General features: G+C 37.8%; 15 protein-coding genes. 1 reads left to right on the top strand and 14 read right to left on the bottom strand.

Annotated elements, in window-relative coordinates:
• Positions 1–20 precede the first annotated feature (20 nt).
• From atpH to Q0M21_RS02080, 13 genes are all read right to left on the bottom strand, one after another.
• Positions 21–554: an ATP synthase F1 subunit delta gene (gene atpH, locus Q0M21_RS02140; RefSeq protein ID WP_295334131.1), complete on the bottom strand. Its 534-nt coding sequence runs from the start codon at positions 552–554 to the stop codon at positions 21–23.
• Positions 554–1,054, bottom strand: a complete 501-nt coding sequence (locus Q0M21_RS02135) for a F0F1 ATP synthase subunit B (protein ID WP_295334060.1) — start codon at positions 1,052–1,054, stop codon at positions 554–556. The genes atpH and Q0M21_RS02135 overlap by 1 nt, the downstream gene beginning before the upstream one ends.
• Before the next feature lie 83 nt (positions 1,055–1,137).
• Positions 1,138–1,329 (bottom strand): ATP synthase F0 subunit C, encoded by a 192-nt coding sequence (gene atpE, locus Q0M21_RS02130; RefSeq protein WP_008255642.1) that lies wholly within the window; start codon positions 1,327–1,329, stop codon positions 1,138–1,140.
• An 88-nt stretch (positions 1,330–1,417) separates the two neighbouring features.
• Positions 1,418–2,569 (bottom strand): F0F1 ATP synthase subunit A, encoded by a 1,152-nt coding sequence (gene atpB / locus Q0M21_RS02125; protein WP_295334049.1) that lies wholly within the window; start codon positions 2,567–2,569, stop codon positions 1,418–1,420.
• Between the two features lie 118 nt (positions 2,570–2,687).
• A complete protein-coding gene (locus Q0M21_RS02120) occupies positions 2,688–3,098 on the bottom strand; it encodes a hypothetical protein (protein ID WP_295334040.1) in 411 nt (136 codons plus the stop codon).
• Positions 3,091–3,318, bottom strand: coding sequence for an AtpZ/AtpI family protein (locus Q0M21_RS02115; RefSeq protein ID WP_295334038.1), 228 nt, complete (start codon positions 3,316–3,318; stop codon positions 3,091–3,093). Before Q0M21_RS02115 ends, Q0M21_RS02120 begins: the two co-directional genes overlap by 8 nt.
• Complete coding sequence (locus Q0M21_RS02110) at positions 3,287–3,691, bottom strand: polymer-forming cytoskeletal protein (RefSeq protein ID WP_295334035.1); 405 nt, start codon at positions 3,689–3,691, stop codon at positions 3,287–3,289. Before Q0M21_RS02110 ends, Q0M21_RS02115 begins: the two co-directional genes overlap by 32 nt.
• 2 nt (positions 3,692–3,693) lie before the next feature.
• Entirely contained in the window at positions 3,694–6,498 is a 2,805-nt protein-coding gene (locus Q0M21_RS02105) for a gliding motility protein (protein ID WP_295334032.1), read from the bottom strand.
• Between the two features lie 90 nt (positions 6,499–6,588).
• On the bottom strand, positions 6,589–7,287 hold the full coding sequence (locus Q0M21_RS02100) for an ABC transporter ATP-binding protein (protein ID WP_295334029.1): 699 nt from the start codon (positions 7,285–7,287) through the stop codon (positions 6,589–6,591).
• A 26-nt stretch (positions 7,288–7,313) separates the two neighbouring features.
• Positions 7,314–8,780 (bottom strand): DUF5687 family protein, encoded by a 1,467-nt coding sequence (locus Q0M21_RS02095; RefSeq protein ID WP_295334026.1) that lies wholly within the window; start codon positions 8,778–8,780, stop codon positions 7,314–7,316.
• A gap of 55 nt (positions 8,781–8,835) precedes the next feature.
• The gene (locus Q0M21_RS02090) at positions 8,836–9,528 is read right to left on the bottom strand and encodes a hypothetical protein (RefSeq protein ID WP_295334023.1); all 693 of its coding nucleotides are present in this window, start codon (positions 9,526–9,528) and stop codon (positions 8,836–8,838) included.
• Positions 9,525–10,151, bottom strand: a complete 627-nt coding sequence (locus tag Q0M21_RS02085) for a hypothetical protein (protein ID WP_295334020.1) — start codon at positions 10,149–10,151, stop codon at positions 9,525–9,527. The genes Q0M21_RS02090 and Q0M21_RS02085 overlap by 4 nt, the downstream gene beginning before the upstream one ends.
• The gene (locus Q0M21_RS02080) at positions 10,148–10,486 is read right to left on the bottom strand and encodes a PadR family transcriptional regulator (RefSeq protein WP_295334017.1); all 339 of its coding nucleotides are present in this window, start codon (positions 10,484–10,486) and stop codon (positions 10,148–10,150) included. Before Q0M21_RS02080 ends, Q0M21_RS02085 begins: the two co-directional genes overlap by 4 nt.
• Before the next feature lie 119 nt (positions 10,487–10,605).
• On the opposite strand from Q0M21_RS02080, the gene Q0M21_RS02075 reads away from it, so the two are divergent.
• The gene (locus Q0M21_RS02075; RefSeq protein WP_295334014.1) at positions 10,606–11,661 is read left to right on the top strand and encodes a ferredoxin--NADP reductase; all 1,056 of its coding nucleotides are present in this window, start codon (positions 10,606–10,608) and stop codon (positions 11,659–11,661) included.
• A 44-nt stretch (positions 11,662–11,705) separates the two neighbouring features.
• Here Q0M21_RS02075 and Q0M21_RS02070 read toward each other — a convergent pair whose 3' ends face one another.
• Positions 11,706–12,704 carry a glycosyltransferase family 9 protein gene (locus tag Q0M21_RS02070; protein ID WP_295334128.1) on the bottom strand — a complete coding sequence of 333 codons (999 nt, stop codon included), beginning with the start codon at positions 12,702–12,704 and terminating at the stop codon, positions 11,706–11,708.
• Between the last annotated feature and the right edge of the window lie 41 nt (positions 12,705–12,745).

Below are 12,745 nucleotides of genomic sequence, written 5' to 3'. Positions count from 1 at the left end.
TGTTTTATATTTAATGGTAATTAATTACTAAATTCTCTTCTTAACTCTTGCAATCTGTTGGCCACAGAAGCGTTGTATTGTTTGTCACCGATTCTTAAAATAAATCCACCTATAATACTTGGATCTACTACGTTTTGAACGGTTATCTTTTTGTTTGAAATAGTAGCGATTTTAGCCAAAACTTGTTGCTCCAAATCAGCTGTGATTGGGAAAGCGGTGGTGATTTTGGCTACTTCCACTCCGTTCATTTCATCAAACTGTGCGTTGAATTGGGACGCGATAGTGGCTAAAATTTCGAATCTTTTGTTCTCTTGAAGCAATCGGAACAAGGAAGTAGTTTCCGGTTGAACCGTAGCGAAAACTTCTTTCAAAGCACTCATTTTTACTTCAGATGAAGTAATCGGGCTTGCTAAAAATTCGCTCAATTCAGCACTTCCGGCTACGGTAGCCACAATAGTCAACATATCGTCGTTTACTTTGGCCGTATTTCCGGTGGCAACTGCTGTCTCTAAAATTGCTTTTGCGTATCTAATCGCTGCTCTTGACATACCGATTAATTTAATTTTACGTCACCTAACATTTTCTCAACCAATTTGGTTTGAGATTCTTTGTTGGATAATTCTTCTTTCAACAATTTTTCAGCGATATCTAACGATAAGGTTGAAACGTGTGCTTTCAATTCAGCCATAGCTGCATTTTTTTCACTTTCGATAGAAGCTTTGGCTTGCTCAATCATTTGTTGACCGGCAACTTGTGCTTCCGATTTGGCATCGTTAATCATTTTCTCTTTGATTTCACGAGCTTCTTTAATCATTGAATCACGCTCTAATCTGGCTTCAGCTAATAATTTCTCGTTATCGGCTTTTAAATTTTGCATTTCTTTCTTAGCGTTCTCAGCTGATAATAATGCATTTCTAATTCCTTCTTCTCTTTCGTTTACCGCATCAAGAATTGGTTTCCAAGCGAATTTTTTCAATAAGAAAATCAACGCGATAAAGATGACAAGCATCCAAACAAATAAACCAAGCGAAAATTGTTCTAATAGTTTTTCCATTATATATAATATTCAGATCTAGAATTCTTTTTTAAAAACAACAGTTACAACCAACCGTTGCAACTGTTGCTGTTTTTTTATGATTAAGCAGCGAATAACGCAGCGAAACCAATACCTTCAATCAAAGCAGCAGCAATAAGCATAGCTGTTTGGATTTTTCCTGAAGCTTCAGGTTGACGAGCAATAGCATCCATTGCTGAACCACCAATTTTACCGATACCTAAACCAGCACCAATAACGATTAAACCTGCTCCTACGATAGTTGGAATTTGCATAATGTATATATATTTAATTAAACATTCAATTTATTAATACGCCAACGCGCCATCTGGCTACTCGCACAAAATGTCCGGTGGACATTTTTTAATGATGCTCGTCCCCGTGGTGATGTTCCTCATTGGCTGCACCAAAATAAAGTGCTGATAACATGGTAAAAATGTAGGCTTGTAAAGCTGCTACTAAAATTTCCAACAATGATAAGGCAAAAGCCAAAACGAAAGACAAACTGCTTCCGATCCAGTTTTTGAAGATAAACATCAAACCGATGATGCTCATCAAAACTACGTGACCTGCTACAATATTTGCATAAAGACGAATCATTAACGAGAACGGCTTAATGATAGTTCCCAATAATTCGATTGGTGCCAAAACCAATTTCATTGGCGCAGGTACACCCGGCATCCAAAAAATGTGACCCCAATAATTTTTATTAGCAGTAAAGGTAGTGATTAAATAAGTTATCAAAGCTAAACCTGCTGTGATGGCAATGTTTCCGGTTACGTTTACTCCCAGCGGTGTTAAACCAAATAGGTTCAGGAACCAAACGAAGAAGAAAATCGTTAACAAATAACTCATGTATTTTTTGTAGTTCTTTCCAATATTAGGAATAGCGATATCATCTCTGATGTAAAGAATAATTGGCTCAAAGAAACGTCCTGCTCCTTTAGCAATACCGCCGTTTTTAGCGTATGATTTTGCTAAACCGGTAAATAGGAAGAACATTATGATAGAAACCACCAACATCATAAACACGTTTTTAGTGATGGAAAAATCCAATGGTTTTTCGTTGGTTGCGTGGTGTTTCTCGTCAAGGGTTACTTCACCTTCTGCTCCGGATACTTTGTAAATTTTTCCGTGAAATAGTCGGTAGTAGTTTCCATTGCTTTCGGCAGTACTTTCACCGTGGTGAAAAGCAGAGGAAGAAAATAATTGCAAGCCGTTATCCCATAAAATTACCGGTAATGGAAAACCAATGTGGTGTTCTACTTTGGCATCATCTTCGTAAGAAAACAAATGGAAGTCATACGAATCCTGCAAGTGATGGTTGATAAACTCTTTAATCTCGGTTTTTAAATCTTTCGATTCTCCTTCATGGCTTGCTGCAGCTGTTTCGGTAGCAGCCGGATTTTGGGCAACGGCAGTTGAATCGCTTTCAGTATTTGCAACGGTAACTAATGGCAAAAATGCTACTAAAGCTGCAACTATAAAATGGAGTGGTTTTTTTGAAATCACCATATCTGATTTTATCTAAGATTTTATTTCTTCAAATTTGGCGCAAAAGTACAATTTTAATTAATATGAAAAAGTATAAGTTTTGTTTTTTTGATTGAACTATCAATTTTTATCTGATTTATTACTTATTATTTAAAATTCTGATGGTTAGAAGTGTTTCTATTGTCAAAAAACAAATAAAAATAATAAAGAAGTTGGTCTTTTCGATTGAAACTTCTCGAGTGGTTACAGCCAAAATAGGTCGGAATAAAAAATACGCCACTCCCATTTTTACAGAAGTTGTAATTAAGAAAGTATAGCCGACATAATCCAAATTTTTAGCCCTTACGAGCAACAACACACTCATAATGACCAAAGAAAAAACAAAAAAGAGCGCGTACAAAGAAGCTACTGAATAAACCCATTGCGACGATTCGGCCTCTGGCACATAATTTTCTGTCCAGAAATAATGAATGATAAAAGCAACAATCGAAAATAAAAAAAGAGGAACTAAGGTCTTTACAAACCTGCTTACATTAGGAGTTTTAGTCATTTTTATTGATTTCTTTCAGTTGGCGATTGATGTTGTAAAAGGCCACGGCAACGCCAATAATCACGAGGATTTTAACATACCAATTTTTGGGGTTGGGATATTTTTCATCGAGCCAATCTCCCAAAGTGGCAAAAAGAAAAATGATGATTCCCATTTGAATGGGAATATTAATCAGAACCAACCATTTGTTAGGCGCTTTGTTCTTCTTTGGTTGGTCCATGATGCGGAAGATTTTTTACGTTGGGTTTCATCACGCAGGAAGCGCTGAATTCGGCACCCGGTTCTACCGAAAGTTTTCCGCAAACTACTTCACCTTTTATATGGGATTTGGATTTTACGTTCAGTATTTCCAAAACTTGTATTTTTCCTTCAAAATGACCTTCTATATCAGCGTTTTTACAAATGATATCGCCTTTAACGCTGCCGGCAGGTCCAATTACTATTTTACCTTTCGATTGAAAATTGCCAATCAAATGGCCGTCTAACCGAAAGTCTGCCGGAGAATTGATGTCGCCGGTAATGGTGGTGCCTTCTACGATACGGTTGGTTTTACCCAATAAATCGGTGTATGATTTCGGACTTTTCTCAAACATGACTATCCTTTTTTACCCGGATTTCCCATCTGTGGTGCCGGCGGTAAACCAAATTCGCCGTCTTTACTCTCAATGCTGGTTGATGGTTTCACAGGAGCGTTATTCTTTTGTTTATCTTGAACTTCTTTCTTAGGCTGATCCTGAATTTGAACTGGTTTTTGTTCTTGTTGAACAACCGGTTTCTCGTAGGTTCCGTCCCAATTAGGTTGGGTTGGTGTTGCTGTTAAATTTCCGGCTAAGAACTCATCTATATTTTTCTTAATCTGAACAATCGTATAATTCTCGGCCGAGATTATAATCGGTGTTTCTTGTACCTTGTAATCTTTGTAGTCTTTCAAAATGGCAGTGATACCATCGGCTAAATCTTTGGAATTCAACCCGTGAATTACTATAAAATTATCGGTCATTGTGTAAATATCCAAAGAAACATTCAGCTTTTCTAAACCTCTTTCTTTGATAAATTTAGCGATTTTTTCACGTAATATTTTAGTGCTTTTGTCTTCAAAATCTTTGGTAGCGTACAAAATTTTCCAGTTCTTGGAATCTAAACTCGAAAGTTGTAAAGCCTGAAGCTTTGGTAAATCGACAGAAATCATTCGCTCGGCTCTTTTCCCTTCTTCGCTGTTCGGGTAGTTAAGGGCCACGAAGTTTAGTGCTTTCCGATATTCTTCTAAACCGGATAATTTCCCGATTAAATTGGCTTTCAACAATTCTAATTTCGGTACAATTTCATCACCGGTAAAACGATCGATTGCTTCGTTAATTTCGGCTAATACAGTTTTGTACTCATGATTCAGATACCTTTCATACAGGTTTTCATAAACTGATTTTGGCGAACCGCCTTCTTCCGCCAATTGACTACTCGAGTTGGCTAAAATTTGCGCATATCTGGATTCTGGGTAAAGCGATATGATGCGAGATTTCATGGCTTCTGCCTTCGTTTTATCAATCAACTCATACACCTTGTACAAATGATACATGGACGGCAAAACCAAACGTTCTTCAGGATTATTTTTTAGCAATTGCTCTAGCTTATCGGCAGACAATTGGTATTCCTTGAATTTTTCTTTGTAGATGATTCCCAATTGGTAATAAGCAAAGTTTCGCTCTTTGCTCAAACTGTCAATCAAAACGGCATCAGTTGGCACTTGTTTGATATAAAAATCGGGGGTAAAGCGTTCGTCTGTTTTGGCAATGTCTTTGGTTTCTTCAGCTAACTCTTCCTCTTTACTTTCGTTTTCTTTACCTTTCAAACTTCCGGTTGCAGCCGAGTTTCTCCAATTGTCCTGCAAGGTAACTTTTCCCCATTTTTTCTGGAATTCCTTTTGGCCAAAAGCTACTGTTGTCGGATTGTAAAAATAAAAGGAACTTTGATTGCCTTTATTTGACTTAGGAGATTCAGCACCGCCGGATTTACCATTGTCCTCTGTAACATTTCCGGAATTCCGTTCTTGATTTTCTTTGATTTGCGCTTCTTTTTCAGCCAACTTCATCGCGGCAGCTTCTTCTTTCTTGATTTTCTCAATGTACTTCTCAAAGTAAGCAACTCTTTCTTCGTTAGACATTTTATACAAAGAAATAATACTGTCATTAGTTTGAGCAATGCCTTCGTATTTGATGACATCGTCTAAGTTTTCTCGCTTCTTTTTGATAAGATTGAATTCGCGCGTTCTGGGTTTTAAATTAACCAAAGTGCTGTCGAAATACTTTCCTGCCGTGGCATATTTAGCAGAATCAAAGTAAATATCTGCCAAATTTCTGTAGTTAGAAGCGGCCAAATACGTGTCTGTTCCCTTTTTCTTGAGCGAGATATTGTAATGCTTTTTGGCCTGTGGAATATTTTGGTTTTTGTCGTAAAACAACGCTACTTGGTGATGCAATACATCCAAATACGGTCGGTTTTCACGATCTTCAATTAAATCGTTGAATTTTTTCAGAAAAGCAATCGTATCGCCTTTAATGTAATCAAACTGTCCGGCTTGTTTGGCATGCGCCTGAATCACATATTGACGCGCCGCTTTACGATTCATATCAATCACTTCTTGGTATTTGGCAAAAGCACTGTCTTTGTAGCCTAAGCTTTCATACAATTGTCCCAGAATAAAACGGTAGCGGGCTTTTTCTTCGTTGGATTTCGTGAATTCGGTAGCCAACTTAATTTTGGCTATAGCGCTGTCTTTTTGCTCCAAGTTCAGAAAGGCTTGCGCCAATGCAGCATTTGCATCAGCAAAAATTTGGTCTTTGAATTTGATTTCTTTGAGTAATTTGGTCAGGTTGTTAACGGCTATCGCATCGTTCTCCAAACGCATATTGGTTTTTTCACGCCAAATCTTTACCTCGTAAATTTTATCGCTCTTTGGATATTTGTACAACACATAGTTGAAGGCTTCCAAAGCCGGAACGAAACGTTGTTCGTAATATCTCGATTTACCTAACAACAAATGCGCTTCATCCATTTGAGGGTTTTTTTCCGACCCTTGGATGTACATCGAATGTTTTTGGATGGCTTTAGTGGCTTTTTCCTCAGCTCTCTGAAAATTGGCGTTTCGGTTATCGCCGGGTAACATTTTATCTTCGGTGATTTGCATTCTTTCGATAGGAAGCAGCTCCCAGAAGTTGTCTTTATTTTGCAGCTTTACATCTTCAATCCCTTTATCCAAAGCCAATTGACCGTTGTATAAAATGTTATACTCGGTACTTAAAGCGTGAGAGTTACGGGAAAGGAATGTGTTTTTTTTGGTAGAACAAGCTATCAAAAAAAGAAACAATCCTGTATAGAGAAGATATTTAAGCGTATTGGTTTTCAAGGCGAAACGTATTTTTAGTATAACGTCAAATTGTTATAAATTGTATAACTAACTGGTAAAAATACGTTTCTTTTTGATATGGCAAAAAAATTACACCGCAAAAAACGCTTCCAATTCTTTCAAGGTTTCCGGCGAGGTTTGAATGTCTTTCACCACTTCGCCTAAATGCAAGGCTACAATTCGGTTACAAACCTCAACCGTGTGCGCCAAATCGTGACTCGAAACCAAAATAGTTCGGTTAGGATCATCGGCTAATTCTTTGATGATTTTTTTCAAGCGATTAACGGTCGTCGGATCTAAATTGGCAAAAGGCTCGTCCAAAATAACTACTTCAGGATCACCTATTAAAGCTGCAATAATCCCGACTTTTTTCATGTTTCCTTTCGATAAATCTCGAAGGTATTTTTTGCTGTTAAGGATTTCGCCATTGAAAAACTCTTCGTGTTTGGCCAACAAGGCATCCACATCGGCTTTGTTTTGACCGCGTAAATCTCCGATGAAATAAAAATATTCTTCAGCTGTTAAGTAACCTATTAAAAAACTTTCATCTATAAACGCGGCAGTAAAAGGTTTCCAGGCTTCGCTGGTATTGACTTGAATCCCATTGGTCACAATTTTTCCGGTACTGGGTTGGATTAAGTCGAGTAACAAACTGAAAAATGTAGTTTTTCCGGCTCCGTTGTTGCCCACTAATCCGAAGCTTTGTCCTTTGGGAATTTCCAAATGTTCAATGTTTAACACGCGAACACCGTTGGTATATTTTTTTGAAAGGTTAGTAACTTGTATCATGTTTCTTGTAATTTAGTAGTTATGGATTAGTTTTTTTGTTTGTAGGCCGCAATGGTGGCGTACTTCTCAGATTTATAAATCTTTTCAATTTTGTCGAAAACATAGTTGCGGAAGGCAAAGCCTAAAATACCGGCTGCAGCCACAAAAACCAAACCTGCGTTAGGCGAAATCAAATAGTACCCAACAGTATACAATCCCATCGGTACCAACATTTTAGGCAAAGAAATCAACATGGTTTTCACGTTGAACGCTTGCTTGTCGCCGAAAGCTTGTTTGGAAGTGGTTAAGTCGATTGGTGTTTTGACAAAGGCGCCGCCCAACATCACCAAATGCGAATTCACTCCGATGTTAAAAATGGCACCGGCCACAATAATCAAATAAGTGTGCAATCCGAAATACAAATAGAAAGAGGCAATCAAGGTTGAAATTACCGTACCGATTACCATGAGCCACCATTTAGAACTGATGTATTCACGGTACTGAATATTTTGACTCATCATGAGTTGGTAATACGCACTGTCCCAACTCGGCACAAACTGCCCGAAAGTGAATAAAAATCCACCCGAAACAAAAATTCCGGCAAAAACCTTCATCCATGGATTGTCATACGCTTCTATCGATTGGGTAAAAAACAATAACCCATAAAAAATAAAGATGAAGCTCATAATCAAAGTCGTTCTCGAACGTTTGTTGCGTTTGAGTAATCGAATATCGTTTTTGAGGAAAGTCCCCAAAGTGCCGAACTGATCCAACCAGGTGAAATTTTCGGTTTTAGCTACTTCGCTTTTTTTGGCCAAACCATCGTCAAGATTCAGGCGATTCTTAAAAAAATTATAAGCGCTGTAATAAACAAGGGCAACCAAAAATACCGGAATCAAAAACCAATAATTAGTGTCATACATGTTTTGAAAGAACGGTTGACTGTAAACCGTAATATCAAAAACATGGTAATATTGAGAAGAAGCCAAAGCGGCTAAAAGTAACAATACAATGTAAAAAACGGTATTTTTACTGTTGACTAAAATATTCAAGAAATTATTAGTGTAAATCAACGCCATCAAGGCCAAATGCCATAGTATGACTTGGTATCCATAGCCTTTATACAACAAGACTGCAGTGAACGGTACAAAGAAAAAAGCGTGTAAAATATTGAAAAACGAAATGGTTGTCTTACCCAAGGAATAATGCACAATCGTGCTTCGTTTAATAGGCAGAATCAAGAGCGGTTTGATATTGGTTACCGGCATTTTTTGTAAAAAATAACGAATCACCAAATCGAACAATACATAGTAAATCATGAATTTGTTGATGGCGGCCAGTGGTTCCATTCCTTCGTCTTCCAGAATAAAGAAGACGGCGGTACCCAAAATAGCAAAACAGGCAATAAAATACAACGCTCCCAATCCCATGATAATTTTCAGCGCGAGATTGGTCCCAAAAGAAGCCGAACGGACAAAAGATTTCCATTCGAGCCTGATAAAATGTTTGAACATGTTATTTGGTTTAAGGTTTGTGAGTTAGTTTCTAAAGATAGAAAAAAGTTACAAATTAGTTGACTAATTCGTACTCAGGATAAGTCTCTTTCAAAAAAGTTTCGGCCCTTGTCGGAATTAAGACCAGCACAATATATTCAGCTAAAGCCATAATAATCAACAGAAAGCTAACCAATAGCAAAGCCCAATCATTGTAATTGTCTCCTTTAATGTGAAGAGCGATTTGAATCGGCAAATTCATCAATCCCGTGAAGGAACCATAACCAAAAATGATTTCTTTGAGCAACCATTTCTTCCCGGTTTTACGGTGATTCTTTTTATTCTTTCTGGACAACCAAAAAATCCCGACAAAAAAGGAAACGACCAAAACCACAAAAGTCATTTGAACAATAAAAACATCTTGTTGGAACAGCTTTAAAGCGTAAAAAATGATGCCTACTGCTGCTAACGTTCCTATAATTTTAGGCAAGCGGAAAAAAGTTTTGAGTTCCTTCCAAACCAATTGATTGTACTTTTTTTGCAGGGTTGCTTGGCGTTTTTCCACCACGTCCATAAACCCGAAAACACCGAATTTTTTGAATTCGATTCGCAGTGCTTCCTCAAAAGATAGTTTCGGGTTTTGCTCCCATTGTGCTTCTATAGCATTAGCCAAATGGTCGACCAACTCGGTTTGCAAATCGTAGTATTCTACATAATGCTGGCGCGTAAAAGCATAAAGCTTTTCGATTTGTTCGGCGGTGAGTTTCATGATTTCAGATAACTGATTTGTTGTCGATTAAATTTTATGAGTTCTTGTATAAAATAAGAAACATATCCAAAAAACAGGAAGCTAAAAATAGTGAGTGTTATTACTGATGGAGGCGCTTTTTCAAAAACGGGGAAGAAAAAAAGTTGCCCGAAGTAGATTAAAACTAATAGCTGAGACACTTTTTCAACTTTATAAAATTGCTTTCTAAGTTGATACTTCATATAAACCTGCTGAAAAATTGCAGCCGTAAATACCAACGCGAAAAACAAATTATTAATGGTAAAGTCTTCAGAAAAATATTGATTAACATCGAGGTTTTTAAAAACAACGTAGAACAGAACTCCGAAAATCAACATAAGGGGCTTTCCTAGAAAAAGAAGAAACTGAACTATAGTTGATAACGAAAAACTCCAGCGATGTTTATTACTTTTCAGAATATCTTTTTTATTAACCAGCATATACTGTTTGAAGGCGTTATAAAAATCAAGCTGTTCCGAAACCATTTTATCTTCTACTCCAGACGCAATATGATCTACCATTTCCTGCCGAATGTCAACATAAATAACATTGTTACTTAGAAGATAAGTGTCAATAAACAAGATTTCGTCCTTACTTAGTTTCATATTGTATCTAATTTAGGTTGTACTAAAGCTTGCATGTTTCTGATAAAATCATCCAACTCTGCCAATCGGTTCACGGTTTCGGCAGTACCTTTTTCGGTGAGTTTGTAGTATTTGCGTAGGCGATTGTCAACATTTTCAATTTCTACTTCGAGTACGCCGTCGGCTTCCAGTTTGTGTAAAGCCGGATACAGTGCGCCTTCGGTGATTTTCAATTCACCTTGCGTAATCTCTTTTACTTTTTGGGTGATTTCATACCCGTACATTCTGCCGTTTTCTTCCAAAAGCTTCATAACTATGGTAGTCAGACTGCCTTTGTACAATTGTGAATTTTTCATTGAACTGAATTTACACTAACAAATATACCTAAGTTTTTTATATACATAAAAATCTTAGGTATAAATTATTTTTTTCTCAAAAGTGATTCGTTCGCTACCTTTGTAAAAAATAAAAACTCATGTCCACTTTCTATAAACTACACATTAAAGAGGTAAAACGCGAAACGCCAAGCGCTATTTCCGTTGCTTTTACCATTCCGGCCGAATTACAATCGGCTTACCAATTTACCGCCGGGCAATACGTGAACTTAAAATTAACCCTTGACGGTCAGGAAGTTCGACGGGCTTATTCTGTATGTTCTTCGCCGAACAGCGGTGAATTGCGCATTGCTATAAAATCGGTTAAAAACGGACACTTTTCAAAGTTTGCCAACGAGCATTTGAAAGTAGGCGATCTTTTGGAAGTCGGTCAACCCGAAGGAAGATTTACTTTTGAACCTTCTTTCACCAATCAAAAAAACTATGCGGCTTTTGCGGCCGGTAGCGGGATTACACCGGTAATGTCTATATTGAAATCGGTTTTGGAAGGCGAACCCAACAGTTCATTTGTATTGGTTTACGGGAATAAAACACCGGAGGAAACCATCTTTCACGATGAATTACACGACTTACAACTGAAATATGTCGGTCGCTTTTTTGTTCATTTTGTGTACAGTCAGACTAAAGTAGACAACGAACTTTTTGGTCGTATTGACAAATCAACCGTTAACTTCGTACTGCACAACAAACACAAAGAAAAAACGTTCGATAAGTTTTATTTATGCGGTCCGGAAGAAATGATTAACTTGGTTTCTGGGGTTTTGAAAGAACACAATGTGGCCGAGAAAAACATCAAATTTGAATTGTTTTCTACGTCATCCGCAGCAGACAATTCGGCTGTTACTTCTCAAGAAGGTCACACTAAAATCACGGTTTTGGTAGATGATGAAGAAACCACTTTCGAGATGTCGCAAAAGCAAACCCTATTGGAAGCCGCTTTGAAACAGGGCATTGATGCGCCTTACTCTTGTCAGGGCGGTATTTGCAGTTCTTGTTTGGCAAGAATTACTAATGGTGCTGCTGTGATGAAAAAGAATTCGATTTTAACCGATAGTGAAGTGGCCGAAGGATTGATTTTAACTTGTCAAGCGCATCCGACTACTACTGAAATTTACGTGGATTTTGACGACGTGTAGTCTTTAAAACTCAAACAACAATCACTTTTAAATTCCAATTTTGTTTAGGCAAGATTGGAATTTATTTTTGCCACCACATCATCCACAGAAATGGTTCGCATAACGTCTTCATAGCCCTGAACTGTTTTATTTCCGTAGACTGAAGTTGGCAAAAGCGGATATTTAGTCCTGTCGGCAGTCAAACAATTTTCGTATGGCTGATTGAACGGTTTGAATCCGGCATACGGATGTGTGGCGCCCCAAAGTGTAACGACTTTAACACCCAACATAGCGGCAATATGCGCATTACCGGAATCCATAGACAGCATTACATCGAGATTGGAAATTAACTGCAACTCTTGTAAAAATTTTACTTTTCCGGCCACCACTATTACATTGTTTTTGTCAGCGGCTAAGGTATGCAGCAGTTCGGTTTCTTTCTTGCCACCGCCGAATAGTAAAATCTTGTGAGTGGTGTTATTGGCTAGTTCATCAATCACTTTTTGCATTAAATCGAGCGGATAAACCTTGCTCTCGTATTGGGCAAAAGGGGCGATTCCAATCCAATGAAGATTATTTTTCTCTCCGAAAATTTTCAAGATTTCATCCGGAAGTTTGGCTTTATCCGGAAAAACAGGATTCATCAAGTCGATGTAGAAACCTAAATTTTTGAATGTTTCTACATGGCGTTCCACCATCGATTTTACGGGTTCAAAGATTTTATTTTCAGCACGGGTTAAGGCTTTTTTTTCAGCTCTGCCCTTGTCGGTATACGCTACTTTTTTGCCGCCTAACGCAAATAGATTTCTAAGTACTATAGAGCGCAATACGTTGTGTAAATCGGCTATGGCATCAATATTTAGCTTCTTTAAATCAGCATATAATTTAAACAAACCCATAGTACCTTTGTGTCTGCCGTTAAGATCGACTGCAAAGAAACTTACATTCGGAATTTCATCGAAGAAAGGCTGGAAAAACGGACGGGAAACCACCGTGATTTTAACGCCTTGATGTTGCCGAACAAAAGCACGGAGAACAGGAACAGTCATCGCAACATCACCCATGGCAGACAATCGGATGACGGCTATATGTTGGATTTTGTCTG

This window comes from Flavobacterium sp. (genome assembly GCF_024710485.1).
GTDB lineage: Bacteria > Bacteroidota > Bacteroidia > Flavobacteriales > Flavobacteriaceae > Flavobacterium.
Note: the sequence above shows the minus strand (reverse complement) of the source record. Positions and strands in the feature narration are given on the sequence as shown.

Excerpts from the sequence above, each read along its gene's own strand:
- Q0M21_RS02085 (WP_295334020.1), bottom strand. The coding sequence starts at position 10,151 with ATGAAACTAAGTAAGGACGAAATCTTGTTTATTGACACTTATCTTCTA.
- Q0M21_RS02115 (WP_295334038.1), bottom strand. The coding sequence starts at position 3,318 with ATGGACCAACCAAAGAAGAACAAAGCGCCTAACAAATGGTTGGTTCTG.
- Q0M21_RS02090 (WP_295334023.1), bottom strand. The coding sequence starts at position 9,528 with ATGAAACTCACCGCCGAACAAATCGAAAAGCTTTATGCTTTTACGCGC.
- Q0M21_RS02120 (WP_295334040.1), bottom strand. The coding sequence starts at position 3,098 with ATGACTAAAACTCCTAATGTAAGCAGGTTTGTAAAGACCTTAGTTCCT.
- Q0M21_RS02100 (WP_295334029.1), bottom strand. The coding sequence starts at position 7,287 with ATGATACAAGTTACTAACCTTTCAAAAAAATATACCAACGGTGTTCGC.
- Q0M21_RS02070 (WP_295334128.1), bottom strand. The coding sequence starts at position 12,704 with ATGGGTGATGTTGCGATGACTGTTCCTGTTCTCCGTGCTTTTGTTCGG.
- atpB (WP_295334049.1), bottom strand. The coding sequence starts at position 2,569 with ATGGTGATTTCAAAAAAACCACTCCATTTTATAGTTGCAGCTTTAGTA.
- Q0M21_RS02135 (WP_295334060.1), bottom strand. The coding sequence starts at position 1,054 with ATGGAAAAACTATTAGAACAATTTTCGCTTGGTTTATTTGTTTGGATG.
- atpE (WP_008255642.1), bottom strand. The coding sequence starts at position 1,329 with ATGCAAATTCCAACTATCGTAGGAGCAGGTTTAATCGTTATTGGTGCT.
- Q0M21_RS02075 (WP_295334014.1), top strand. The coding sequence starts at position 10,606 with ATGTCCACTTTCTATAAACTACACATTAAAGAGGTAAAACGCGAAACG.
- Q0M21_RS02110 (WP_295334035.1), bottom strand. The coding sequence starts at position 3,691 with ATGTTTGAGAAAAGTCCGAAATCATACACCGATTTATTGGGTAAAACC.
- Q0M21_RS02080 (WP_295334017.1), bottom strand. The coding sequence starts at position 10,486 with ATGAAAAATTCACAATTGTACAAAGGCAGTCTGACTACCATAGTTATG.
- Q0M21_RS02095 (WP_295334026.1), bottom strand. The coding sequence starts at position 8,780 with ATGTTCAAACATTTTATCAGGCTCGAATGGAAATCTTTTGTCCGTTCG.